24 protein-coding genes and 3 tRNA genes are annotated in these 24,306 nt (G+C 65.4%); 11 read left to right on the top strand and 16 right to left on the bottom strand.

Going from position 1 to position 24,306, the window contains the following annotated elements:
- Positions 1 to 2: 2 nt before the first annotated feature.
- From greB to hrcA, 5 genes are all read right to left on the bottom strand, one after another.
- Positions 3 to 572: a transcription elongation factor GreB gene (gene greB / locus BLQ85_RS10625; RefSeq protein ID WP_074576632.1), complete on the bottom strand. Its 570-nt coding sequence runs from the start codon at positions 570 to 572 to the stop codon at positions 3 to 5.
- A gap of 44 nt (positions 573 to 616) precedes the next feature.
- The gene (locus BLQ85_RS10620; protein WP_074576629.1) at positions 617 to 868 is read right to left on the bottom strand and encodes a hypothetical protein; all 252 of its coding nucleotides are present in this window, start codon (positions 866 to 868) and stop codon (positions 617 to 619) included.
- 158 nt (positions 869 to 1,026) lie between these two features.
- A tRNA-Arg gene (locus BLQ85_RS10615) sits at positions 1,027 to 1,103 on the bottom strand.
- Between the two features lie 27 nt (positions 1,104 to 1,130).
- A tRNA-Ile gene (locus BLQ85_RS10610) sits at positions 1,131 to 1,207 on the bottom strand.
- Between the two features lie 45 nt (positions 1,208 to 1,252).
- Positions 1,253 to 2,272: a heat-inducible transcriptional repressor HrcA gene (gene hrcA, locus BLQ85_RS10605; protein WP_074576627.1), complete on the bottom strand. Its 1,020-nt coding sequence runs from the start codon at positions 2,270 to 2,272 to the stop codon at positions 1,253 to 1,255.
- Between the two features lie 48 nt (positions 2,273 to 2,320).
- Here hrcA and BLQ85_RS10600 point away from each other — a divergent pair, with 48 nt between their 5' ends.
- From BLQ85_RS10600 to rapZ, 3 genes are read left to right on the top strand one after another with little or no spacing between them, the layout of a single operon-like run.
- The gene (locus tag BLQ85_RS10600; RefSeq protein ID WP_007862829.1) at positions 2,321 to 3,196 is read left to right on the top strand and encodes an NAD kinase; all 876 of its coding nucleotides are present in this window, start codon (positions 2,321 to 2,323) and stop codon (positions 3,194 to 3,196) included.
- 18 nt (positions 3,197 to 3,214) lie between these two features.
- The gene (gene recN / locus BLQ85_RS10595) at positions 3,215 to 4,858 is read left to right on the top strand and encodes a DNA repair protein RecN (RefSeq protein ID WP_074576624.1); all 1,644 of its coding nucleotides are present in this window, start codon (positions 3,215 to 3,217) and stop codon (positions 4,856 to 4,858) included.
- Positions 4,858 to 5,724 carry an RNase adapter RapZ gene (gene rapZ / locus BLQ85_RS10590; RefSeq protein WP_074576621.1) on the top strand — a complete coding sequence of 289 codons (867 nt, stop codon included), beginning with the start codon at positions 4,858 to 4,860 and terminating at the stop codon, positions 5,722 to 5,724. Before recN ends, rapZ begins: the two co-directional genes overlap by 1 nt.
- A 5-nt stretch (positions 5,725 to 5,729) precedes the next feature.
- Here the strand turns inward: rapZ and mutY are convergent, their stop codons facing one another.
- The 3 genes from mutY to mutM form a co-directional block, all read right to left on the bottom strand.
- On the bottom strand, positions 5,730 to 6,788 hold the full coding sequence (gene mutY / locus BLQ85_RS10585) for an A/G-specific adenine glycosylase (protein WP_074576619.1): 1,059 nt from the start codon (positions 6,786 to 6,788) through the stop codon (positions 5,730 to 5,732).
- A gap of 3 nt (positions 6,789 to 6,791) precedes the next feature.
- Entirely contained in the window at positions 6,792 to 8,771 is a 1,980-nt protein-coding gene (locus tag BLQ85_RS10580) for a dynamin family protein (protein ID WP_074576617.1), read from the bottom strand.
- Positions 8,772 to 8,849: 78 nt separating this feature from the next.
- On the bottom strand, positions 8,850 to 9,665 hold the full coding sequence (gene mutM, locus BLQ85_RS10575; protein ID WP_074576615.1) for a bifunctional DNA-formamidopyrimidine glycosylase/DNA-(apurinic or apyrimidinic site) lyase: 816 nt from the start codon (positions 9,663 to 9,665) through the stop codon (positions 8,850 to 8,852).
- A 131-nt stretch (positions 9,666 to 9,796) separates the two neighbouring features.
- Here mutM and BLQ85_RS10570 point away from each other — a divergent pair, with 131 nt between their 5' ends.
- From BLQ85_RS10570 to pth, 7 genes are all read left to right on the top strand, one after another.
- Entirely contained in the window at positions 9,797 to 11,578 is a 1,782-nt protein-coding gene (locus BLQ85_RS10570) for a tetratricopeptide repeat protein (RefSeq protein ID WP_074576612.1), read from the top strand.
- 15 nt (positions 11,579 to 11,593) lie between these two features.
- Positions 11,594 to 12,115, top strand: coding sequence for an outer membrane lipoprotein LolB (locus BLQ85_RS10565; RefSeq protein ID WP_074576610.1), 522 nt, complete (start codon positions 11,594 to 11,596; stop codon positions 12,113 to 12,115).
- 33 nt (positions 12,116 to 12,148) lie between these two features.
- Positions 12,149 to 13,057, top strand: coding sequence for a 4-(cytidine 5'-diphospho)-2-C-methyl-D-erythritol kinase (ispE, locus tag BLQ85_RS10560; RefSeq protein ID WP_074576606.1), 909 nt, complete (start codon positions 12,149 to 12,151; stop codon positions 13,055 to 13,057).
- An 85-nt stretch (positions 13,058 to 13,142) separates the two neighbouring features.
- A tRNA-Gln gene (locus BLQ85_RS10555) sits at positions 13,143 to 13,219 on the top strand.
- Positions 13,220 to 13,450: 231 nt separating this feature from the next.
- A complete protein-coding gene (locus tag BLQ85_RS10550; RefSeq protein WP_074576604.1) occupies positions 13,451 to 14,425 on the top strand; it encodes a ribose-phosphate pyrophosphokinase in 975 nt (324 codons plus the stop codon).
- A 123-nt stretch (positions 14,426 to 14,548) separates the two neighbouring features.
- Positions 14,549 to 15,244, top strand: coding sequence for a 50S ribosomal protein L25/general stress protein Ctc (locus BLQ85_RS10545; protein WP_074576602.1), 696 nt, complete (start codon positions 14,549 to 14,551; stop codon positions 15,242 to 15,244).
- A gap of 135 nt (positions 15,245 to 15,379) precedes the next feature.
- Positions 15,380 to 16,003 (top strand): aminoacyl-tRNA hydrolase, encoded by a 624-nt coding sequence (pth, locus tag BLQ85_RS10540; RefSeq protein WP_074576599.1) that lies wholly within the window; start codon positions 15,380 to 15,382, stop codon positions 16,001 to 16,003.
- A 20-nt stretch (positions 16,004 to 16,023) separates the two neighbouring features.
- Here pth and BLQ85_RS10535 read toward each other — a convergent pair whose 3' ends face one another.
- The 5 genes from BLQ85_RS10535 to BLQ85_RS10515 all read right to left on the bottom strand — a co-directional run bounded on the left by BLQ85_RS10535 (position 16,024) and on the right by BLQ85_RS10515 (position 20,402).
- Positions 16,024 to 16,293, bottom strand: coding sequence for a YfhL family 4Fe-4S dicluster ferredoxin (locus BLQ85_RS10535; RefSeq protein WP_074576597.1), 270 nt, complete (start codon positions 16,291 to 16,293; stop codon positions 16,024 to 16,026).
- Between the two features lies 1 nt (position 16,294).
- The gene (coaD, locus tag BLQ85_RS10530) at positions 16,295 to 16,804 is read right to left on the bottom strand and encodes a pantetheine-phosphate adenylyltransferase (RefSeq protein ID WP_074576594.1); all 510 of its coding nucleotides are present in this window, start codon (positions 16,802 to 16,804) and stop codon (positions 16,295 to 16,297) included.
- Between the two features lie 78 nt (positions 16,805 to 16,882).
- Positions 16,883 to 17,518 carry a 16S rRNA (guanine(966)-N(2))-methyltransferase RsmD gene (gene rsmD / locus BLQ85_RS10525; RefSeq protein WP_175456091.1) on the bottom strand — a complete coding sequence of 212 codons (636 nt, stop codon included), beginning with the start codon at positions 17,516 to 17,518 and terminating at the stop codon, positions 16,883 to 16,885.
- A complete protein-coding gene (locus BLQ85_RS10520; RefSeq protein WP_074576592.1) occupies positions 17,515 to 18,879 on the bottom strand; it encodes a M16 family metallopeptidase in 1,365 nt (454 codons plus the stop codon). The genes rsmD and BLQ85_RS10520 overlap by 4 nt, the downstream gene beginning before the upstream one ends.
- 20 nt (positions 18,880 to 18,899) lie before the next feature.
- Positions 18,900 to 20,402 carry a M16 family metallopeptidase gene (locus tag BLQ85_RS10515; RefSeq protein WP_083336813.1) on the bottom strand — a complete coding sequence of 501 codons (1,503 nt, stop codon included), beginning with the start codon at positions 20,400 to 20,402 and terminating at the stop codon, positions 18,900 to 18,902.
- Between the two features lie 72 nt (positions 20,403 to 20,474).
- Here BLQ85_RS10515 and ftsY point away from each other — a divergent pair, with 72 nt between their 5' ends.
- Positions 20,475 to 21,578, top strand: coding sequence for a signal recognition particle-docking protein FtsY (gene ftsY / locus BLQ85_RS10510; RefSeq protein ID WP_074576590.1), 1,104 nt, complete (start codon positions 20,475 to 20,477; stop codon positions 21,576 to 21,578).
- A 16-nt stretch (positions 21,579 to 21,594) separates the two neighbouring features.
- Here the strand turns inward: ftsY and BLQ85_RS10505 are convergent, their stop codons facing one another.
- Genes BLQ85_RS10505 through BLQ85_RS10495 form a run of 3 tightly spaced genes read right to left on the bottom strand, consistent with a single transcriptional unit; the run spans position 21,595 to position 24,262 of the window.
- Positions 21,595 to 22,617 carry a YeiH family protein gene (locus tag BLQ85_RS10505; protein WP_074576588.1) on the bottom strand — a complete coding sequence of 341 codons (1,023 nt, stop codon included), beginning with the start codon at positions 22,615 to 22,617 and terminating at the stop codon, positions 21,595 to 21,597.
- A 50-nt stretch (positions 22,618 to 22,667) separates the two neighbouring features.
- Positions 22,668 to 23,459 carry an inositol monophosphatase family protein gene (locus BLQ85_RS10500; protein WP_074576586.1) on the bottom strand — a complete coding sequence of 264 codons (792 nt, stop codon included), beginning with the start codon at positions 23,457 to 23,459 and terminating at the stop codon, positions 22,668 to 22,670.
- A 2-nt stretch (positions 23,460 to 23,461) separates the two neighbouring features.
- Positions 23,462 to 24,262 (bottom strand): GntR family transcriptional regulator, encoded by an 801-nt coding sequence (locus BLQ85_RS10495; protein WP_175456090.1) that lies wholly within the window; start codon positions 24,260 to 24,262, stop codon positions 23,462 to 23,464.
- Between the last annotated feature and the right edge of the window lie 44 nt (positions 24,263 to 24,306).

Here is a 24,306-nt window from a genome sequence, read left to right as displayed (position 1 = left end):
GGCTAGCCGGACGTGCGCTCATCGGGCGCCGGGTAGTCCACCTTGAGCACCTCCAGCGTCTGCACGCCTTGCGGCGTTACCAGGCTGACCTCATCGCCCACGCGCGACTTGAGCAGCGCCCTGGCCACGGGCGATATCCAGCTGATCTGTCCCAGGGCGCTGTTGGCCTCGTCGATCCCGAGTATGGTCACAACGCGCTCGACGCCCTCGTCATCGGCATAGGTCACGGTGGCACCGAAGAAGGCCTGGTCGCTGCCGTGATGGATGGAGGGATTGCTGACTTCCGCGATTTCCAGCCTTTTAGTCAGGAAGCGGATGCGCCTGTCGATTTCGCGCAGGCGCTTTTTGCCATAGTGGTAGTCGCCGTTCTCCGAGCGGTCGCCGTTGCTGGCGGCCCAGTGGACAACCTCGACCATCTTGGGTCGCTCGTTGTCTATCAGGTCCAGCAACTCGCCGCGCAAACGCTCATAGCCCTGGGGCGTGATGTAGTTTTTGCCGCCGCCGGGCAGGGGCGCGAGCGCGGGCTCGTCGTCCTCGGACTCGTCGGTTTCTTTGGTAAAGGCTTTGTTCATGCTCCGGCCACCTTAGCATTCATGGCCGCCAGCCGCGAATGCCCCTAAAAATCTTCCATCCTCAGGACCAGGGGATTGTCAGGCGTGTAGTTCGTGCCCACCACGACCAGGTCGGCGGCCCGGGCGTGGATCATTTCGGCATCCAGCTCATAGGCTTTTTTCAGGGAGTCTCCCGGCGCGGCGCCGAAAAATTCCTGCATCACCTCGCGTGAAATTTTGACGGGAATCGCCTGGCCCGCGTGCGAAATCCCAAAACTGAGCCACTCGCCGTGGTCCTCGACCTTCAGTGCTTCCATGTCTCTCCTCCGGAATGAGCATCCAGAATAACGGAGCACCCGCCGGCCGTACAGCCCATCCGGAGTCGCGGGGCCCCAGGAAAACCACTAAAACCCAGGCAGAAAGAAAAATAGCCTAGAGGGGTGAGCCTCTAAGCTATTGAAATCACTAATGAAAGTGGTGCGGCTGGCAGGAATTGAACCCACGACCCCTTGGTTCGTAGCCAAGTACTCTATCCAACTGAGCTACAGCCGCTAAGCCTCAAATTATAGCTTATTTAAATGGTAGGGCGTGAGTGACTTGAACACTCGACCAAAGGATTATGAGTCCTCTGCTCTAACCAACTGAGCTAACGCCCCACACAAGAGGGAGATTGTAAGGGCGTCTGAGGCCGGTTCTCGGGCCTACTTGCTGTGGCTGAGGGCGGTGCTGACCAGTTTGGAGGTGATATCGACAATCTGGATCATTTTTTCGTAGGGCATGCGCATGGGGCCTATGACACCCAGCGTGCCCACGACCTGGCCGTCGACCTCATAGGGCGCGGTCACCACCGACAGTTCCTGGTAGGGAACGACCTGGCTTTCACCGCCTATGTAGATGCGAACGCCTTCGGCGCGGCTGGACACGTCGAGCAGGCGCATCAGCTGCGCTTTTTGCTCAAAAAGGTCGAACAGCTTGCGCAGGTTGCCCATGTCGCCCGAGAAATCGCTGACGGCCAGCAGGTTGCGCTCGCCGGAGATCACGACCTCGTCGCGCGACTCGATGGCCTCGGAGCTGACCTTGACCGCGGCCTGCATCAAAGTGGCGATCTCGCCGCGCAGCGCCTCGACCTCGTTTTTCAGACGCTCGCGCACTTCCTCGATGGCCATGCCGGCATAGTGTGAATTGAGGAAATTGGCGGCCTCCACGAGCTGCGACTGGGTGTAGTCGGCCTCGGTGAAGATGACCCGGTTCTGCACGTCGCCGTCGGGCGACACGATGATCACGAGAAAGCGTTTTTCCGACAGGCGCAAAAATTCGATATGGCGGAACACCGAGGTCCGGCGCGGTGCCATGACCACGCCGACAAACTGCGACAGGCTGGACAGCATGTGCGCCGCGTTGCTGAGCACCTTTTGCGGCTGGTCGGGCGCCAGCCGTGGCGCGCCTATCTGGCCGGCGCCGGCGAACGGGTCGCGCTGCGTGGTCAGCATGGTGTCGACAAAGAGGCGGTAGCCGCGCGCCGTGGGAATACGGCCGGCCGAGGTGTGCGGGCTGACGATCAGGCCGAGCTCCTCGAGGTCGCTCATGACATTGCGTATGGTGGCGGGGGACAGCTCCAGGCCCGAGGCCTTGGACAGCGTGCGCGAACCCACCGGTTGCCCGTCGGCAATGTAGCGCTCCACCAGCGCCTTGAGAAGCAACCGCGCACGATCATCAAGCATGCCGACATTCTACGAAGCCTGGGCCGGATGTTGTGATGTAATTTGCCGATGAAGTCGCAATTCCGCCATGTCGCCCTGATCGGCAAGTACCACGCGCAAGGTTCCCGGTCGGCGCTCGAGGACATCGCGCATTTCCTGGGCACCCAGGGCTGCGAGGTGGCGATAGAGCAGGACACCGCCAGCAACACGGGCCTGACGCAATTCCCGACGCTGGACGCGGCCGGCATAGGCGCCCAGTGCGACCTGGCCCTGGTGGTCGGCGGCGACGGCACCATGCTGGGCATAGGGCGGCTGCTGGCGCAGTTCGGCATCCCGCTGGTGGGCATCAACCAGGGCCGGCTCGGTTTCATCACGGACATCGCCTTCGAGGGCTACCAGAACACGCTGATTCCCATGCTGCGCGGCGAGTACGAGGAAGACCGCCGCTGGATGATGCAGGCCAAGGTGGTGCGCGACGGCCGCTGCGTCTTCAGCGCCACTGCCATGAACGACGTGGTGGTCAACCGCGGGGCGACCGCCGGCATGGTGGAGCTTCGCGTCGAGGTGGACGGCCGCTTCGTGGCCAACCAGCGTGCCGACGGCCTGATCATCGCCTCGCCCACCGGCTCCACGGCCTATGCGCTGTCGGCCGGCGGCCCGCTGCTGCACCCCTCGATTGCCGGCTGGGTGCTGGCGCCGATTGCGCCGCACACCCTGTCGAACCGGCCCATCGTGCTGTCCGACTCGGGCGAGATCACGATTGAAATCGTCGCCGGCCGGGACGCCAGCGCCAACTTCGACATGCAGTCGCTGGCCAGCCTGCTGCACGGCGACCGCATCACCGTCAGGCGTTCGGAGCACCAGATGCGTTTTCTCCATCCCAAGGGCTGGAGCTACTTTGACACCCTGCGCAAAAAACTCCACTGGAATGAAGGCGGGGCCTGAAGGGCCCGTATCCACCTTATGAGCCTCAAAAGCATCTCGCTTCGCGATTTTGTCATCGTCCACGAACTCGAACTGGACCTGTCCGGCGGGTTCACGGTGCTTACCGGTGAAACCGGCGCCGGCAAGTCCATCCTGATCGACGCGCTGCAACTGGCGCTGGGCGCGCGCGCCGATGCCGGCGTGGTGCGTGAAGGCGCGGCGCGCTGCGAGATCAGCGCCGAATTCGACAGCCCCCAAAGCCTGGCGCCCTGGCTGGAGCAAGCCGGCTTCGACGGCGGCGACACCCTGCTGCTGCGCCGCACGGTCGACGCGCAAGGCAAAAGCCGCGCCTGGATCAACGGCAGCGCGGCCACCGCCACCCAGCTCAAGGAGATCGCCGACCAGCTGGTCGACATCCACGGCCAGCATGCCTGGCAGAGCCTGACCCGGCCCGACGCCGTGCGCGGCCTGCTGGACTCTTATGCCGACGTCTCCACGGACGAACTCTCGCGCCGCTGGCAGCAGTGGCGCCTGGCGCAAAAAACGCTGACCGAGGCGCGCGATGCCCAGGACAGCCTGCAGCGCGAGCGCGAGCGCCTGGCCTGGCAGATCGGCGAAGTGGACAAGCTCGCGCCCGGCGCCGACGAGTGGGACGAACTCAACGCCCAGCACGGGCGCCTGTCGAATGCCCAGGCCCTGCGCGACGCGGTACAGACGGCCGTCGACGCGCTGCAGGAGTCCGACGACAACGCCAACGCGCTGCTGGGCCGCGCGATCACCGCACTGCAGAACCAGGAACACATAGAACCCGAATTCAAGGCCATGGTGGAAGTCCTGAACGGCGCGCTGGCGCAGATGGAAGACACCGTGCATTCGCTCAACGGCTATGCCCGCCATGCCGAACTCGAACCGCAGCGCCTGGCCGAACTGGACGAGCGGCTGTCGCTGTGGGTCAGCCTGGCGCGCCGCTACAAACGCACGCCGGCCGAACTGCCGGAACTGCTGGCCTCCTGGCAGGCCGAGCTGCAAAAACTCAATGCCGCGGCCGACCTGGCCCAGCTTGAAAAGAACGAGAACCTGGCCAAGGCGGCCTACCTGGAAGAAGCCGGCAAGGTGTCCAAGGCGCGCGGCAAGGCCGCGCCCCAGCTGGCCAAGGCCATCACTCAGGCCATGCAGGGCCTGGGCATGCAGGGCGGCAAGTTCGACGTCGCGCTGGCCAAGCTCGAGCAGCCTGCCCAGCATGGGCTGGAACAAGCCGAGTTCCTGGTGGCCGGCCACGCCGGCAGCACACCGCGCCCGGTCGGCAAGGTGGCCTCCGGCGGCGAACTGTCGCGCATCGCGCTGGCCATTGCCGTCACCACCAGCCAGCTCGGGCAGGCCGAAACCCTGATTTTTGACGAAGTGGACTCGGGCGTGGGCGGCGCCGTCGCCGAAACCGTGGGCCGCCTGATGAAGCAGCTGGGCAAGGATCGCCAGGTTATGGCCGTCACCCATTTGCCCCAGGTGGCGGCCTGCGCCGACCAGCACCTGGTGGTCGCCAAGCGCGCCGAAAACGGCGTCACCCTGAGCGCCGTGGACCATGTCAACGGCGAGCAGCGCGTGGCCGAAATCGCCCGCATGCTGGGCGGCGAGCGCCTCTCCGGCACCACGCTGGCCCATGCCAAGGAAATGCTGGGGCAGTGATGGCGGCTCTGGAAATGGTCCTCATCACCGGGATGTCGGGCTCGGGCAAATCCGTGGCCCTGCATGCGCTCGAGGACGCCGGTTATTACTGCGTCGACAACCTGCCCCCGGAACTGCTCACGCCCTTCGTTGCGCTGGAGCAGCAGCACGGCGCGCAAAAGGTGGCGATCGCCATGGACGTGCGCAGCGCCACCTCGCTGCCGCTGGTACCCCAGCAGCTGCGACAGCTGCGCGAATCCGGCGTGGTGGTGCAGTCGCTGTTCCTGGACGCCAACACCGAGACCCTGGTGCGCCGCTTTTCGGAAACGCGCCGGCTGCACCCGCTGTCGCGCATAGACGCCTCCGACCAGCACCGCGCGCTGGTGGACGCCATCGAACTGGAGCGCGAGCTGCTCGGTGAAATGCGCGAGCAGGCCCACGTGCTGGACACCAGCATGATCCGGTCGTCACAGCTGCAGGGATATGTGAAATCGCTGATTTCCGCGCCCATCACGCAGCTCACGCTGGTGTTCGAGTCCTTCGCGTTCAAGCGCGGCGTGCCGCTGGACGCCGACTATGTGTTCGACGTGCGCATGCTGCCCAACCCGCACTATGAGTCTGGCCTGCGCCACCTGACCGGGCGGGACCAACCGGTGGCAGACTACCTCAAGGGACATGCCGAGGTCGGCGAAATGTTCAGCCACATCGAGCAGTTCCTCAAGCACTGGCTGAACGCGCTGGTGCGCGACCACCGCAGCTATGTGACGGTCGCCATAGGCTGCACCGGCGGCCAGCACCGTTCGGTCTACCTGGTCGAGCAACTGGCGGCCACGTTCAGCCCGCACTGGCGCACGCTGAAGCGGCACCGCGAACTGGACGCGGGCTAAGGACCTCAGGCGTCCTGCGTGAGCAGCTTGCGTATGGGCGCGGGCAGGCCCAGGCCGGGCCAGGCATCGGGGCTGAACCAGGCGCCCGGCCGTTCTTCCGACACCATGGCCTTGGGCAGGGCCTGGCCGGCGCCAAAGCCCGCAACCCACGGCGACAAATACAAATCCTTGTGGGTCAGCACATGGACAAACTGCGGCAGCGGGTCGAGCCGGGATTGCAGCGAAGCCGGTAGCACCGCCTTGAGTTCGTCATCGCTGTCGAACACAGGCAGGCAATACAGCCCGCCCCAGACACCCCGGCCCGGGCGCCTTTCAAGCCAGACGGAACCGTCGGGCCGCTGCGCCCACAGCAGGCTCAGGCCCTGGGCGCTGCGCTTGAGCTTGCGGGTCTTGACGGGGTATTTTCCGGGCTCGCCCTCGGCAAAGCCGCGGCACAGCTTCTGGACGGGGCACAGCAGGCACTGCGGCTGGCGCCCGGCGCAAATGGACGCGCCCAGGTCCATCAGCCCCTGGGTGTAGCGCGGCATGGTTTCGGAGAGACTCCGCTTTGGCAGCAGCTCCGTTGCCAGGCTCCACAATGTTTTTTCGTTGGCGCTTTGGGCCAGGTCTGCGGAGAAACCCAGCACCCGCGTGAGCACCCGTTTGACGTTGCCGTCCAGGATCGCGACGCGCTCGCCGAAACAGAAGGAGGCAATCGCGGCCGCCGTCGAGCGGCCTATGCCGGGCAGGGTCTGGAGCTGCTCCGCCGTGCCCGGAAATTGCCCGCCGTGCAGGGCTACCACGTCTTTTGCGCAGCGGTGCAGGTTGCGCGCGCGGCTGTAGTAGCCCAGCCCGCTCCACAGGCCCAGCACTTCGTCTTCGCTCGCGGCGGCCAGTTGGGCGACCGTGGGGAAACGCTGCAGGAATCGCGCGTAGTAATCGAGCACAGTTGTGACCTGGGTCTGCTGCAGCATGATTTCGGACAGCCACACGCGATAGGGATCGCGCGTGTTCTGCCAAGGCAGGCTGTTGCGCCCGTGAGTGCTTTGCCAGCGGACAATTTCCGCGGAAAAACCAGCAGGCAAGGTTCAGGCTGCCTCGGGCAAGGCCGCATTCCTGGCGGCCGCGGCGGCGCCCTGCGCCTTGTCGTGCGCCGAGGGGCCACCCATCAGGTGCGCGGTCAGCTCGGTGAGCTTGGTGTCCAGCTCGTTGAGCACGCCTTCCTGCTCGTCGATCTCGGCGATGCGCTCGTCCAGGCCCGATGCCGCCTGCTGGATGCGCTCAATCGCCTCCAGCCTGCGCCCGAAATTGCGGCGCCGCTCGCGCAGTTGGGCGTCCAGCTGCGAAGCCGCCGATTTGTTCCAGAGCTCGACCTCGCCCAGCGCGGTTTCATAGACCACGCGCAGGCGCGTGGCCAGCGCGCGCACCAGGCGCTCGGAAAAGTCGGCCTGCGACAGCTTGATCACATTGCCGAGCCCGAGGTATTGCAGGTGGCTGCGCTCTATCTGCTCGAGATCATGTTCGTAGCGGATCAGCTCCGGCTCCTTGGGCGCCTGCAGCGAGAAACTGAATTCGGAATTGAGCTGGCGAAAGGACGCGGTCAGCATGGACTGGATTTCGCCGCTCAGGACCTGGGATTTCTGCAGGCCCTCGCGCAGGCGGGAGAAGGTCTGCCCATAGGCTTTTTTGACGCCCAGCTTGATACCCGGCTGCTTCAGCGCGTTCGTGAGCTCGGCCAGTTCGGCTTTGAGGGTAGGCGTGCTGAGCAGGTTGAACAAGTCGCGCAGCATCTTGAGGTGCACCGAGCGCACCGCGTGGATCTTGGAGCCGCTGGTGTCGAACTCGGCCTGCTCCTGCTCGATGCGGCTGCGCATGTGCTTGATCACCGAAACATTTTTGCCGCGCAGGCCGCGCAGCTCGATCATCTGCTCGGCCAGGTCGCGCCGGCGTATATGCATGGCGCGCCCGGCCTCCGTCCTGAGTTCGCCGATGCCGGCGGCCACCGCCGAGCGAAGGATTTTCTGGCGCTGGCCCATCACGCCCTGCCCCAGCGCCAATTCAAGCGCCGGCAGGTGGCTGGCCTCCAGCAAAGCCTTGTCGCGGGTCACCTTGGCCACCAGGCCCTTCTGGGCGGAAACGGGAATCACCTGGGTCTCGGGCAGGCCCAGGATTTCGGCCGAGGTCGCGCGTTGCCGGTCGATCTGCGCCTTGACCTGCTCGGGCGTGCTCAGCGCGTCCCAGAGCGTATCTATCTTGTTGAGCACCACCAGGCGGGCGTCGCTACCGTCGCCCTCGGTGATCAGGTGTTCGCGCCAGATCGACAGGTCGGACTTGGTGACACCGGTGTCAGCCGCCAGGATGAACACCACGGCATGCGCCTGGGGAATCAGGCTCACGGTCAGCTCGGGTTCAGCGCCTATGGCATTCAGGCCGGGTGTATCGAGGATCACCAGGCCCTGCTTGAGCAGCGGGTGCGCGATATTGATGAGCGCGTGGCGCCACTTGGGCACTTCGATCAGGCCGTCGGAGCCGGCCAGCGGGTTGTCGTCAGGGCTGTTGTCGTGCCAGAAGCCGAGCGCGCGCGCCTCGTCCTTGGTGACGTGCCGCACTTCGGCGACTTTTTCCAGGGCCTGGGCCAGCTGCGCGGGGTCGTTGACGTCCAGGTCCACGCGTGTCCACTTCTCGGGCGCCGAGCGCCATTCCATCAGCGCCTGTTTCTGCAGCCGCGTCTCTATGGGCAGCAGGCGCAGGCAAGGCGGCACGTCCGCGTCGTAGCCGAGTTCGGTCGGGCACATGGTGGTGCGGCCGGCGCTTGCCGGCATGATGCGGCGGCCGTAGCCGGCGAAAAAGATCGCATTGATCAGTTCGGACTTGCCGCGCGAGAATTCCGCCACAAAAGCCACCATGACCTTGTCGGAACGCACCTGCGACTCCAGCCGCTGCAGGCGCTCCTCGACGGCCGCGTCGAGCAGGTCATGGTCCTTCATCCACTCAGCGAGCAGCTTCAGGCGAAGCGCAAATTCGCGCCGCCACTGCCCATGCTGGTCAAATTGTTCGTTAAAAGACATCGGTCTTCCGTTAAGTGTGGTCGGTCAATATAGCATCGCAGCCCCGAAAGGCCTATTGGCGCGACTACGGACCCGGCTTCAAGGTTTCTGGCAGGTCGCGCAATAAAAAGTGGAACGCTGGCCCTGCCGTATGCTTTTGACGGGCGCGGCGCAGACCCGGCAGGGCTGGCCGGCCCGGTCGTAGACCATGGCCTCCAGCTGAAAATAGCCCGATTCGCCCCAGGCATTCGAGAAGTCCCGCAAGGTGCTGCCGCCCTTTGTAACAGCCTGCGCCAGCACCTGGCGTATCGCCGCGTGAAGCAGCGCCGCGCGCGGCTTGCTGATGCGGCTGGCCCGCGTGGTGGGGCGTATGCCCGCCAGGAACAAGGCCTCGGAAGCGTAAATATTGCCGACGCCCACCACCGCCTCCCCGCCCAGCAGCACCTGTTTGATGGGTGTCTGCCGCAGTTTGAGCGCCTGGTGAAAGCCGGCCGCGTCGAAAGCCTCGCTGAGCGGCTCCACGCCCAGGCGGCCCAGCAGCTTTTGGGCGGCCGGGGAATTTTCATCGCTGGCATAGACCACCGCACCAAAACGGCGCGGGTCGTTGAGCCTCAGGGTTCCCAGACTGGTGACCATCTCGAAGTGGTCGTGCTTGCCCGGCGCGGGAAAGCCGGTGCCAAAACTCACGCTGCCGGACATGCCTAGGTGAATCAGCAGCAGGCCCTCGCTCAGGTCCACCAGCAGGTATTTGCCGCGCCGGCGAACCGCCAGCACCTGCCGGCCCACAAGCTGGCGCGGCTGGCAGCCCAGCGGCCAGCGCAGGGGTTTGCCCATCGCTATGCGCTCTATGCGCGCGCCCGCGATGCGGTCCGCAAAACTCAGGCGGGTAACTTCGACTTCCGGCAGTTCAGGCATAGGTTTTGCGGCTGGGGGCGCCGGTCCGCGGGCGCAAGGTAATTGAAAGCAGCGCGGGGCCGGCACAAAAGCTTTCATGACGGCCGGGTAAAGCGGGAGCGCGGCCAGGGAGCATCAATTATCATGGTTCGATGAAGAAAAAAACTGGCCTTGCCGGCCTTGCCCTCAGCGGCCTGTGGTTTGCCGTCCCCCTGGCGCTGGCGCAGACCGAAGAGCCCGTGTCCGCGGCCCCCGCCACGCTGGGCGAAGCCAAGGCGGTGCAGGAGGCCGCGCCGTCCTCCCTTCTGGACAGCGCGCTGTTCTATCAGTTGCTGGTCGGCGAGATGACCCTGCAGGACGGCGAGCCCGCCGCGGGCTTCGCCCTCATGCTGGACGCTGCCCGAAAAACCGGCGATGCACAGCTTTACCAGCGCGCCACCGACATCGCCCTGCAGTCGCGCTCGGGCGACGCGGCCCTGCAATCGGCCCGCGCCTGGAAGCAGGACCAGCCAACCTCGCGCGAGGCCAACCGCTACGTGCTGCAGATCCTGGTGGCACTCAACCGGATCGCCGACACGGCGGAACCGCTGCAAACCGAAATCAAGCTGGCCCCTGACGTGGAACGGCCCGCCGTCCTGAGCGCGGTGCCACGCATATATGCCCGCGTGGCGGACAAAAAGCTGGCCAGCACCGTGGTGGAAGAAGCGCTGGCCGACTACCTGGGCGCGCCCGCCACCGCCGGCGCCGCCTGGACGGCGGTAGGCCGCATGCGCCTGGCCGCCGGCGACACCAACGGGGCACTGGCGGCCGCCAGGCGCGGCCAGGCCGCCGCGCCGCGTGCCGAGGGCCCGGCCCTGGTCGCGCTCGAGTTGATGGACCCCAAAATGCCCGAAGCCGAAGGCGTGGTGCGCGGCTACTTCGAAGGCAATCCCAAGGCCCTGCCTGAAATCAGGATGGGTTATGCCCGGGCCCTGCTGGACGCCCAGCGTTATGCCGAGGCCTCCGCCCAGTTGCAAATCGTGACGCGCGACAAACCCGACATGCCCGAAGGCTGGCTGGTGCTCGGTTCCCTGCAACTGCAGGACAACCAGCTGGCGCAGGCGCAAAGCTCGCTGGAGCGCTATGTCGGCCTGGCGCAGCAGCAGGCGTCCGAGGGTGAACGCAACCGCGGTCTGGCCCAGGCTTATTTGTCGCTCTCGCAACTGGCGGAAAAACGCAAGGATTACGCTGCGGCGGAAAACTGGCTCGCCAAGATCGACAACCCCTCCGACCTGGCGCTGGCGCAGACCCGGCGCGCGTCCATCCTGGCCAGCCAGGGCAAGCTCGATGAGGGCCGCCAGCTGATCCGCAAGCTGCCCGAGCGCAATGCGGCCGAGGCCAGGGTCAAGCTCAATGCCGAAGTGTCCCTGCTGCGTGAATTCAAGCAGTACCAGTTGGCCCATGAGGTGCTGGCGCAGGCCCTGGCCAAGACGCCGGACGAAACCGAGCTACTCTACGACCAGGCCATGATGGCCGAAAAACTGGGCAAGCTCGACGAAATGGAAAGCCTGCTGCGCAAGGTCATCCAGCTCAAGCCGGACTACCACCACGCCTACAACGCCCTGGGCTACTCCCTCGCCGATCGCAGCGTGCGCTTGCCCGAGGCGCGCGAATTGATCCGCAAGGCCCTGGAATTCGCTCCCTCCGACCCGTTCATCGGCGACAGCCTGGGCTGGGTGGAATTTCGCATGGGCAACAACGCCGAGGCCGTGAAAATCTTCGAAGCGGCCTACAAGGCCAAACCCGACGCCGAGATCGCGGCGCATTTCGGCGAAGTGCTGTGGGCCATGGGCCAGCGCGACCGCGCCATCGCCATCTGGAAGGAAGGCCGGCTCCTCAACCCCGAGAACGAAACACTGCTCGAGACGCTCAAGCGCCTGCGCGTGAAGCTGTAATCCGGAACACCGACCTTGCCGCTCACCCTCCCTACGCGCCTGGCCCGGCTGGTTCTTGTTTTTGCGGGCTTTTTGACGGCACTTGTTTTGGCCGGCTGCGCGCAAATGCCCCGGGCCACGGCCCAGGACGGGCTCAAGAATGAATTCTGGACCGGCCGCATCAGCCTGCAGGTGCAAAGCGAGCCTGTTCAGTCTTTCTCGGCCAGTTTCGAACTCAGGGGCGGGCCCGAACGCGGTGAGCTTTCGCTGACCAGCCCGCTGGGCAATGTGCTGGGCGTGCTGCGCTGGGCGCCCGGCGAAGCGCTGCTGGATTCGGGCAATGGCAAGGTCCAGCGTTTTGCCTCCGTTGACGAGCTGATGGCCCAGGCCACGGGCGCGGCCGTGCCGCTGGGCGCGCTGTTTGCCTGGCTGCGGGGTGACAATGCCGCCGCCAGCGGCTGGTCGGCCGACCTCTCGCGTTACCAGGACGGCCGCATTTCAGCCAAAAGGTCCCAGCCGGCGCCGCAGGCCGACCTGCGTGTGGTGCTCGACCAGTAGCCGCCGCGCCCTTGCACCGGCTTTCGTGTTTTTATGACTTCAAGCGCTTCCATGCCCCCGCTCAAGGCCCTCTATGACGTGCCGGCGCCCGCCAAGCTCAACCTTTTTTTGCACATCACCGGCCGCAGGCCCGACAGCTACCATCTGCTGCAGTCCGTTTTCATGCTGATCGACTGGTGCGACACCCTGCACTTTGAACTGCGCACCGACGGCCGGATCAGCCGCGAAGACCTGGAAACCGACGGCCAGGCGGCAGAGGCCCTGCCCGCGGAGGACCTGGCGGTGCGCGCCGCCAGGGCGCTGCAAGCCGCCTGCGGCAGCTCGCTGGGCGTGCACATCGGCCTGCAAAAGCGGATTCCCTCCCAAGCCGGCATGGGCGGCGGTTCCTCGGACGCCGCCAGCTGCCTGCTGGCGCTGCAGCGGCTGTGGGGCGTGCGCCTGCCGCCCCAGAAACTGCAGGCCCTGGCCCTGTCGCTGGGCGCCGACGTGCCGTTTTTCCTCTCGGGCGGCCATGCCTGGGTGGAGGGCATAGGCGAAAAAATCACCGCGCTGGCCCTGCCGCCAGCCCATTTTCTGGTGCTCAAACCGGCCGCCGGGTTGCCCACCCAAGGTATTTTCAGCGCCCCGGGGCTCAAACGCGACACAGAAACTGCTACAATCCAAGGCTTTGCTGCAAATGCTGAAGGCCAGTCGAAATCCTTTGATTTCGGATTCGGCCGCAACGACTTGCAGCCGGTAGCGCAGGAGATGTGCCCGCAGATAGGCCAATCGCTCGATTGGCTCAAACGCAGACATCTTCAAGGGCGCATGACCGGCTCCGGAAGTGCTGTATTTGCGCAACTGCCGCACGAAGCAGATTTGCCGGATACCTCAGGATTGCCCGAGGGCTGGAAAGTCCGCAAATGCGGTAATTTGGAAGCGCATCCCCTGGCCGGTTGGTAAAATAACCGCTCTCGAAATGTGTTTCCAAGCGACCATAAATGAATAAGTTATAGGTCTGTTGTTGGCAACAACAACTGTCCTGTGTAGGGGTGTCGCCAAGCTGGTTAAGGCACCGGATTTTGATTCCGGCATTCGCAGGTTCGAATCCTTCCACCCCTGCCAAATTTAAGACTGTGGGCCACAGCCCCGGTGTTGCGGACCCGCCCGGAGCGGGCCCGCATGACTCCTGACAGACCCGCATGATGTGTATCGGCGGGTCTGTGTGTTTTTGGAAACACGCCAGGCAAGCGGCGCTCACTGCCAAGCCCCCTTGCAACGTGTTGCCCCCGTGCGTATTTTGCTTCGATCAGAAATTTCAGCCACGTTCAAGTCCTTGTAGCAGCTGGGCCCCACATGCAAACGCACCACCCCGATTTCATGGTTTTTACCGGCAATGCCAATCCGAGCATGGCCTCCGAGATTGCCCAGAACCTGGGTATTTCGCTGGGCGCGGCCCACGTGGGACGTTTTTCGGATGGTGAAGTCACCGTCGAGATCCAGCAGAACGTGCGGGCTCGCGATGTGTTCGTGGTGCAGTCGACCTGCGCGCCGACCAACGACAACCTGATGGAATTGCTGATCATGGTCGACGCGCTGAAACGGGCTTCGGCCGAGCGCATCGCCGCGGTAATCCCGTATTTCGGCTACGCGCGGCAGGACCGCCGCCCGCGTTCGGCGCGTGTGCCCATCACGGCCAAAGTTGTGGCCAACATGCTTCAGGCCGTGGGCGTGTCGCGTGTCCTGACGATGGACCTGCATGCCGACCAGATACAGGGCTTTTTCGACATTCCGGTCGACAACATTTATGCGTCGCCGGTGCTGCTGGGTGATTTGCGGCAGAAAAATTACGCCGACCTGATGGTCGTTTCGCCCGACGTGGGCGGCGTGGTGCGCGCCCGGGCGCTGGCCAAGCAGCTGGGCTGCGACATGGCCATCATCGACAAACGCCGCCCCAAGGCGAACGTGTCGGAAGTGATGCACGTGATCGGCGACATCGAAGGCCGCAACTGCGTGATCATGGACGACATGATCGACACGGCCGGCACGCTGGTCAAGGCGGCTGAGGTGCTCAAGGAGCGCGGCGCCAAGAAGGTTTACGCCTATTGCACGCACCCGATTTTTTCGGGCCCGGCCATAGACCGCATCGCCAAGGGCGACGCGCTCGATGAAGTGGTGATCACCAACACCATTCCGCTGAGCCCAAATGCCGTTGGTTGCACAAAGATTCGCCAGCTTTCCGTGGCGCCGCTGATCGCTGAAACCATACAGCGCATCGCCAAGGGAGAGTCTGTCATGAGTTTGTTTTCGGACCAGGACAACCTGTTCTGATCTGAAACAAAAAAGTAGCTGCCCTCGCCTCATGATGTTCATGGGGCAAAAGCAGCCATTCAAGGCAATTGCCTTAAACCAGAACGAGACTGGTCGCGGTCCGTTCTTTTATTGGAGTCAGTTATGAAATTCGTCGCTTTTGAGCGCGCAAAGCAGGGCACGGGTGCGAGCCGCCGTCTCCGCATCACCGGCCGCACGCCCGGTATTGTTTACGGTGGCACTGGTGAACCCACGCTGATCGAAATCGATCACAACGCCTTGTTCCACGCCATCAAGAAAGAAGCCTTCCATGCTTCCATCCTCGAGATGGAACTGGGCGGAAAAGAACAAAAAGTTCTGCTGCGCGACCTGCAAATGCACCCGTACAAGCAGCAGATCCTGCACATCGACTTCCAGCGCGTTGAAGCCAAGACCAAGATGACCGTCAAGGTGCCTGTGCACTACAGCGGTGAAGAAGAGTCCCCAGCCGTCAAGGCCGAAGGCTGCCTGGTCAACCACGTGCTGACCGAGCTGACCATCTCCTGCTTCCCGGCCGATATCCCCGAATTCATCGCCGTCGACCTGAGCGGCCTGAAAAAGGGCTCGTCGCTGCACATCAAGGACATCACGCTGCCAAAGGGCGTGAAGTTTGTCGCCAAGGGCCAGGACAACCCGGTTCTGGTGTCGGTGTCCGCAGTGTCCGAAGAAGCCGAGGCCGATGCCGCAGCAGCCGCTGCCGCCGCCGCACCGGTGGACCCGAAAGCTGCCAAGGCCGCTGCCGCCAAGGAAGCCAAAGCCGGCGCCAAGGCTGACGCCGCCAAGCCTGCAGCCAAGAAGTAATCCACTTCGCGCGCAGGCCTGAAAAGGCCCACGGCCCTTGTTCCCTTGCGGGACAAGGGCCGTTTTTCTTGGCCGCCCTCCCCTGGCAAGGCGCCGCAGGCTCGCCCCCTAGAATTGGGCGATGGAAATTTCCGCATGATCAAATTATTTGTTGGCCTGGGCAACCCTGGCCCTGAATACGAAGCCACGCGCCACAACGCCGGCTTCTGGTGGATAGACGCCCTCTCGCGCGAGCTCAAGGCGCCGCTGAGCCTGGACAAAAGCTACCACGGCCAGGTCGCCCGCACCACGGTGAACGGCCAGAACGTCTGGTTGCTCAAGCCGCTGACCTTTATGAATGTGTCGGGCAAGTCGGTCGCGGCGCTGGCGCGCTTCTTCAAGGTCGCGCCCGAAGAAGTGCTGGTGGCCCACGATGAAATGGACATCGTGCCCGGCCAGGTCAAGCTCAAGTTCGGCGGCAGCCACGCCGGCCACAACGGCCTGCGCGACATCCATGCGCAGCTGGGCACACCCGACTACTGGCGCCTGCGCATAGGCGTGGGCCACCCGGGCGTGAAGGCCGAAGTGGTCAACTGGGTGCTGAAAAAGCCCTCGGCCGAACACCGCATCGCCATTGAAGACTGCATCGCGCGCTGCCTCAAGGCCGTGCCGGAGCTGCTCAAGGGCGAGATGGAAAAGGCGACAATGATGATCCACACCAGCACGCCGCCGCGGCCCAAACCGCCGCGCAAGCCCGTCGAGCCCGCCTCCGAAGACTGAGGGGCCAAGCCCCTATCGACCTAGCGGGCCGTGATGATGGGAATGACGGCCTGCAGGCGCTGGTATTTTTCCCACAGGGTTTCCCGCGTTTCGATGTGCTGCGGGTTGATGGGAATGCAGGCCACGGGGCAAACCTGCACGCACTGCGGTTCGTCGAAATGACCCACGCATTCGGTGCATTTGTGCGGGTCGATCTCGTAGATCTCCTTGCCCAGGTAGATCGCCTGGTTGGGGCATTCGGGCTCGCAGACGTCGCAGTTGATGCATTCGTCGGTGATCATCAAGGCCATATCAGCCTCCTTTACCCGCGTGGGCAGCCTGGTGGGCGGCCGCAAGGGCAGCCGCCACCGCCGGGCTCACCATCTGGGCGACGTCGCCGCCCAGCTTGCTGATCTCGCGCACCAGCGTGCTGCTGATGCATTGCAGCGGCGCGTCGGGCAGCAGGAACACGGTTTCCACCTGCGGGCGCAGCTTGCGGTTCATGGCCGCCATCTGGGCTTCATAGTCGAAGTCCGTCAGGTTGCGTATGCCTCGCACCACGGCCGAGGCCTTTTGCGCCGCGCAAAAATCCATCATCAGGCCGTCAAAGGGCTGCACGCTCACGCCGGCAATGCCTTCAGTCGCGGCCTTCACCTGTGCCACGCGCTGCTCCAGCGTGAACAAGGTCTTCTTGTGGTGGGCCACGGCCACGGCGATGATGAGCCGGTCGAACAGCCCCGCCGCGCGGCGCACCACGTCGTCATGGCCCAGTGTGAAGGGGTCAAACGTGCCGGAATAGACAGCGATGCGGGGGGTAGCCATAGGGGGAATTATGCCCGCCCCCGCCTTTTCTCCCGTGTGGGTAGCACTGTAACCACGAGGCAGGCAAGGCCGCGGGATTCAGGCCGCCCCGGCCAGCAAATGAAAATTCACGGCGCCGGCCTTGCCGCTGCGGTGCACCCGCAAGCCCAGCGGCAGCAATTCCTCGTCGCTCCAGGCTTTGGGCGCCTCCAGGTAAACCAGTCCGGTCGGGCCTATGGCCCGGGCGGCGGCCTGCAGCGCGGATTCGAAAAGCGTGGATTCAAAGGGCGGATCCAGCAGCACCAGTTGCAGGCTGCCCGGGGCCGTGCGCTTCAAGGCGCTCAGCCCGTCCCCGCGTTCGATGCGGCACATATCGGCCTTGAGCCTGGCCTGCACCGCCTTGAGCTGCAGCGCCAGGGCCGGGTCCTGTTCGCACAGCAGCACGTCGGCCGCGCCACGCGAAGCGGCCTCAAAGCCCAGCGCGCCGGTACCGGCGAACACGTCCATGCAGCGCCAGCCCGTCAGGTCCTGGCCCAGCCAGTTGAACAACGTTTCGCGCACGCGGTCGGGCGTGGGGCGCAGGCCTGGCTTGCTGGGCACCGGCAGCTTGCTGCGTTTGTAGAGCCCGCCGATGATGCGGATTTCGCCGGGGGGCACGGTCTTGCGGCCCACCACCTTGCCGCCCTTGGGTTTTGCCCCGGCGGTTTTGGCGGGGGTGGATGCGGTGTATTTCATGGCGCGGCGCCCAGAATCAAGGTCACCATTTTCTCGGGCTGCAGCTTGCGCGCGAAGGCCGCCTTGATGTCGGCCACCGTCACCTTGTCCACCTGCCGCGTCCAGGTGTCCAGGTAATCGAGCGGCAGGCCGTTCCAGGCGATGCTGGCGATGTTGTCCAGCAGCTTGCGGTTGCTGTCGATGCGCAGCGCAAAACCGCCTACTAGGTTGTCCTTGGCGTCCTTCAGTTCAGCCTCGGTGGGGCCTTTGGCGACAAAGTCCTTGACCACCTCGCGCACCAACGCCACGGCCTGGTCGGCCTGGTCGGGCCGCGTCTGCAGGCCCACGGTGAAGCTGCCGGCGTGCAGGCCGGGCGAAAAATAGCTGTAGACGCCGTAAGTCAGCCCCCGCTTTTCACGCACTTCCCGCGTCAGGCGCGAGACAAAACCACCGCCGCCCAGGATGTAGTTTCCGACGGTCAGCGCGAAATAATCGGGGTCGTCGCGCTTGAAGCCGGGCTGGCCCATCAGCACGTGGGCCTGGGCTGAATCAAAGGGAATGCGTTTTTCCTCGGCCTGGGCCAGCGGCGCCACCTCGGGCACCTGCGGCATGGGCGGCAGGCTGGCGCACGGCACCTGCGGCAGGCGCGACAGCAGGCGCGCCGCGATCGCATCGGCCTGCGCGCGCGTCACCGCGCCCACCATGCTGACGCGCGCGCGGCAGGCCACCACGCCTGCGCTGTAGAAAGCGCGCATGTCGGCGATGCTGATGCGCGCCAGCGTCGCTTCGGTCACCTCATAGCCGTAGGGATGCGTGCCGTACACCGCCTTCGCATAGGCGCGGGCAATGATGCTGCCGGGACGGGTGTAGGACTCCTTGAGCGATGCCACCATGCGCTCGCGTTCGCGTTGCCAGATGGCGCCGGGAAAGGACGGCTCGGCGATCTGGCGAGCCGCGAGCGCAACGGCCTTGTCGAGCAGTTCCGGATCGGTCAGCGAGCGCAGCGAAAAACCCAGGCGCTCACCCGTGGCGCTGACGCCGAACTGCGCGCCCAGGTCGGCCCAGGCCTCGCTGAGCGCATTCTCGTCCATGGCGGGTTCGCCGTTTTTGGCTTCCAGGCCTTTGTCCAGCATGGTCATGGTCATGCTCGCCAGGCCCGCCTGGGCGGCCGGGTCGCGCCGGGTGCCGGCGTCGAAATCGACCTGCACATCGAGCATGGCGATGGCCGGGCTTTCGACCAGGTAAACCTGCGCGCCCCCGGGCTGCGTCCATTGCTGGATGGGGATGGCCGCGCCGGCCGTTGCCTGCAGGCACAGGCAAACAAAGCCGGCAGCCCAGAGGATGAGAGGGCGCTTGGCCCTGTATGTCGTGGCGATGGTCATGGGGATTCGGGTTATCGGGTTCAGGAGCCGTCGCCATGGCGAATGGGGAGCGCCGGCTTGCGGGGTTTGCGATTGGGGTCCGCGGGCTGCGGCAGCAGGGTGACCAGCGTCATCTGGTCGTCGCTGAAGTATTTGGCGGCCACCGCCTGCACTTCGGCGGCCGTGACGCGGCGCAGGCCGGCAATCACACGTTCGCTACCGTCCAACGGCAAGCCCTGTATCCAGTTGGAGCCCAGCTCGCGCGCCTGGCTGAACACGGAATCGAGCTTGTAAATCTCGCCGGCCACCCATTGGGTCTTGACGCGCTTGAGTTCCGCCTCGCTCACGCCCTCGCGCGCCACCAGGGCGACTTCCCGGCGCAAGGCCTCGGCCACCTGCTGCGTGGTCTTGCCGTCCGCGGGAACGCCGTCCAGCACAAACAGCTGCGGCCCGCGCCCCATCAGGCCGTTGGAGGCCCCGGCGCCGTCGGACAGCCGGTTGTCGCCCTGCCCCAAGGCGCGCTCAAGGCGCGCGCCGCCATAGCCGTCGAGCACCGCGGCCAGGACGGTCAAGGCCAGCGCCTCGCGGCTGCCCGCCGCCGTCGGCGAAGCCGGTGCGCCGGCGACCGGGTCCGCGAGATCGGCCGGCTCCAGCTTGGGCACCTTGAAGGACATGCTCACGTAAGCCTGGCTGGCCGGGGCCTTGTAGTCCAGGCGGCGCGGGCCGTCCTGTTCAGGCTCGGTGCGGGGCTTGCGCTCGGGCACAGGCCGCGCGGAGATGCCGCCGTAGTATTTCTCAACCAGTTTCCTGACCTGGGCGACCTCCACGTCGCCCGCCACCACCACGGCCGCATTGGCCGGCACATACCAGCGCCGGTAGAAATCGCGCACGTCGGCCGGCGTCATGGCGTCCAGGTCGCTCATCCAGCCAACGACGGAGCGCCGGTAAGGCGAGGCCAGGAAGGTCACGGCCGTGCCCTGCTCGTGGAGCATGGCACGCGGCGAATCCTCGGTGCGCAGGCGGCGCTCCTCCTTGACCACCTCGATCTCACGTTTGAATTCCTCGTCGGGCCACTGCATGTGGGCAAAGCGGTCGGCCTCCAGCCGCATCACCTCCTCCAGCTTGCCGGCCGGAATCTGCTGGTGATAGCCGGTGTAGTCGCGCGTGGTGAAGGCGTTGTCGCGTCCGCCCAGCGCGGCAACCCGTTTGGAAAAATCGCCGGGCTTCACCGTGGGTGTGCCCTTGAACATCATGTGCTCCAGCGCATGGGCCACACCCGAGGTGCCGTCCACTTCGTCCATGGAGCCTACCCGCACCCACAGCATGTGGGCCACCGTGGGCGCGCGGTGGTCGGGTTTGACAATCACCGTGAGGCCGTTGGCCAGCGTGAATTTCTCCACCACAGGCGCCGGGGCGGGCGCCTGCGCAACCGCGGCGCCGGCCAGGCACAGAGCCAGCAAGGCGGCGGGGGCTCGGGAAAGGCGAAAAACGGGGTTTGGAAGGGGTACTGGGTAGGTCAAAAGGTCTTGCCTGGGGTGTTTCATAGAATAGCTCTGTGGCGCCGCACGTTGCCCCGCAACGGTGCAACAGCTCACTAGGACTCGCAAGCATACCCAATGTTCAGTTTTTTCAAGAAAAAATCCCCCCCTCCCGCCGCCGTGCCTTCCACGGCGCCGCCCGCGCCGGCGGCAGACGCCGTTCCTGCGCCGGTACCCGCCGGGGGTGGATTGATAGGCAGCGCGCTGGTCACCCCCATCGCCATGCCGGCCCCCGGCGCCGTCCCGCCGGAACGCGAGCGCTGGCTCGGCAAGCTGCAGGCCGGCCTGCGCAAAACCGGCTCCAGCATCTCAACGGTATTCACCGGCAGCCGCATCGACGACGCGCTGTACGAAGACCTTGAAACCGCGCTGCTGATGGCCGACGCGGGGACCAAAGCCACCGAACACCTGCTGGCCGACGTCAAGCGCCGCGTGCGCGAAGGCGGCATGACGCACCCCGTCGCCGTCAAGAACGCGCTGGTGGACGCCATCGCACAACTGCTCAAGCCGCTGGAGCAGCCGCTGGTGATAGGCCAGTACCAGCCCACGGTGATCATGGTCACCGGCGTGAACGGCGCCGGCAAGACCACCTCCATCGGCAAGCTCACGCGCCACCTGGCCACCGAGGGTGCCTCGGTGCTGCTCGCGGCGGCCGACACCTTTCGCGCGGCGGCGCGCGAGCAGCTCAGCGTCTGGGCCGACCGCAACACCGTCGAAATCGTGAGCCAGGAAGGGGGCGATCCGGCCGCCGTGAGCTTTGACGCCGTGAGCGCCGGCAAGGCACGCGGCAAGGACGTGGTGCTGGTCGACACGGCCGGCCGCCTGCCCACGCAGTTGCACCTCATGGAAGAGCTGCGCAAGATCAAGCGCGTGGTGCAAAAGGCCGACGCCACGGCACCCCATGAAGTGCTGCTGGTGATTGACGGCAACACCGGCCAGAATGCACTGGCCCAGGTCAAGGCCTTTGACGACACCTTGCAGCTGACCGGCCTTATCGTGACCAAGCTGGACGGCACGGCCAAGGGCGGCGTGCTGGCGGCCATCGCGCTGTGGGCCCGCGAACGCGCGCTGGCCTCACCGGCGCTGCGCCCCGTCTCGGTGTATTTCATCGGCGTGGGCGAGCAGCTCGAAGACCTGGAAACCTTTAACGCGCGCGAATTCGCGCAGGCCCTGCTGGGCTAAGCGCTGCCTTGAGGCTTCAGCCGCCGCCCAGGCGCAACAGCAGCACCGCGGCCACCACAAAGGCCACGATAAACACGGTCTCGGTGACCAGCATGGCCACCGGCTTCCAGCCCAGCTTGAGCAGGTCCTCAAAGCTGGTCTTGACACCCGCGGCGGCAATGGCGGTGACCAGCATCCAGCGCGAGGCATCGCCGGCCAGTTGAACCATCGGCGGGCTGATGAGGCCGGCGCTGGCCAGCATCACCAGCACGACAAAGGCCAGCAAAAAGCCCGGCACCAGCGGCACCTCGGTTTCCGGCACCTTCACCGCCGGATGCTTGCGGTACATCACGGCCACCGCCAGCACCACGGGCATCAGCATCATGACGCGGAACAGCTTGACCACCGTCGCCGTGTCACCGGCCTGCGGCCCCAGCATCATGCCGGCCGCCACCACCTGCGCCACATCATGGATGGAGCCGCCCAGCACGATGCCGGCCTGCCCCGGCAGCAGGCCTATGGCCTGCAGGCTGAAGGGATAGACCACCATGGCCAGCGTCGACAGCACCGTGACGCCCACGACGGCCAGCAGCGTGAAGCGCTCGTTCTCTTTGGTTTGCGGCAGCACCGAAGACACCGCCAGCGCCGCCGACGCCCCGCAAATGGCCACAGCGCTGCCCGAAAGCAGGCCTTCATCGCGTGAACACTTGAGCCAGCGCGCCAGCAGCACGCCCAGCCCTATCGTGAGCAGCACCGCCAGCACGATGACCGCCGCGGTCTCCAGGCCCAGCTGGGCCACCTGCGAAAAAGTGATGCGCGCGCCCAGCAGGGCCACGCCGACACGCAGCACCACACGGCCGCAAAAACCTATGCCCTTGGCCGCCTGCGGATGGCTGTTGAGAAAATGAAAGGCCAGGCCTATCAGCAACGCGTACAGCAGCTGCGGCCCGCCGTAATGCTCGGACACAAAGGTGGCCGCCAGTGCGATCACCATGCACACCAGCACACCCGGGAAATACGTGCCCAAGGAAGCCAGCTGCAAGCGCCATCTGTGAATCATCGGAATCCAATAAAAATGTCAGAAAAAAGTGGTGGGGTGAGGCGCCCGCCTCATGAGCGCTTGTCATGGGGCTTGAGCACGCCCTCGAGCAGGGCGGCGCCTGCCGGGCTGCCAGCCACCAGCATCCGGCTCTGCAGCAGTGGCAGGCCGTCCATCGCCCGCATCACGGCGCCGGCTTCGCGCAGCAACACTGCGCCGGCCGCCGCGTCCCAGGCGCCCATGCCGCGCTCCCAGAAGGCGTCTACCCTGCCAGCCGCCACATAAGCCAGCTCCAGCGCCATCGCGCCGCTGCGGCGCACCTGGCCGAAGGTTTTCAGCACGCGGCCAAATTCGGCGAGGTAGCCGTCCATGAAGGGCGCACCGGGTTTTGGGAACACCGTGGCGACCAGGCACTGGCCCGGCAGGCGCGGGCCGGCGCAGGTGATGGCCCGCCCGTTCAGCCGGGCGCCCAGCCCCGTCGCGGCGGTAAAGACTTCATCGCGCGAAGGATCAACGATCACGCCCAGCACCGGTTCGCGGCCCACGCACAACGCGATGGCCACCGCGTACTGCGGGTAGCCGCGCGCGAAGTTGGCCGTGCCGTCTATCGGGTCCACCAGCCAGGTGGGCTCGTCCGTCAGCTCCCCGCCGCCCTCTTCGCCGACAAAGCGGCCCTGCGGCAGGGCATGCTGCAGGGCTTCCTGCAGGTCCTCCTCCACTTCGCGGTCAAAGCGCGTGACCCAGTCGCCAGGCGCTTTCTGGCTGACGTCGGCCGGTTTCAGGCCGGCCTGGGCCTGCTGGATGCGGGCGGCCGCTTCCATGCCGGCCAGCCTGGCCTTCTCCAATAAAAAAACAAGGTCCATGCTCAGGCTCTCTTGGACAGCACACTGACGTAGTCGTGCGCCTGGGTGTTGATGGTCGACACGCGGTATTCCACCGGCTTGTCGCCAAAGGTCAGCGCCAGCCGGTGCACTTCCATCACTGGCGCGCCGGCCGCCACGCCCAGCACGCGGGCCGTGGTTTTGTCGGCCGCCGCCGCGCGCGCCCGCTCCTGCGCGCGCAGCACGGTGATGCCGAAGTCGGTCTGGTACAACGCGTAAATCGTGCTGGGCCTTTCGACAAAGCGCTTTTCGGTGAGGTTGCGAAACAGCGCCGCCGAAATCGACAGCCTGTCATGCATCACCACGCGGCCGCGCAGCGCGAGCCGGTTCTCGGCCCTGAACACGGGCTCGCCGGCCTTGATGCGCAAGGCGGCGGCCTCAAGCTCGTTCGCCCGCTCACGCGCGAAGGCGATGCAATCGATTTCAGGGTAGTCGCGCTCGCGCGCCTCATCGTCGTCGCCGAAATTCCAGCGCGGCTCCACATGGAAAAACTGGAACATGAAACGGGCATCGGTATGCGGCGCCACAAACGTGCCCTTGCCCTGGCGGCGCAGCAGCACGTGCTCGTGCACCAGTTCGTCCACCGCATGGCGCAGGGTGCCCACGCTGACCTGCAGGCCTGTGGCAATTTCAGCCTCGCTGGGCAGGGGTTTACCCGGACCGTAGTGGCCGGCTTCAATGAGTTTTTGCAGCTCGCGCTTGACCTGGCGGTACAGCGGCATCGAGTCCCCGCCCGCCAGCGGGCGCAGGGATGTGGGTCTGTTTTTCGCGTTCACGGCCGCCATTGAAACACCGATGGCCGGGTCGTACAAGTCATATATATGAGTGA

It is taken from the genome of Polaromonas sp. JS666, assembly GCF_900103405.1.
Taxonomy (GTDB): domain Bacteria; phylum Pseudomonadota; class Gammaproteobacteria; order Burkholderiales; family Burkholderiaceae_C; genus Polaromonas.
This window is presented reverse-complemented; position numbering and strand designations above follow the sequence as displayed.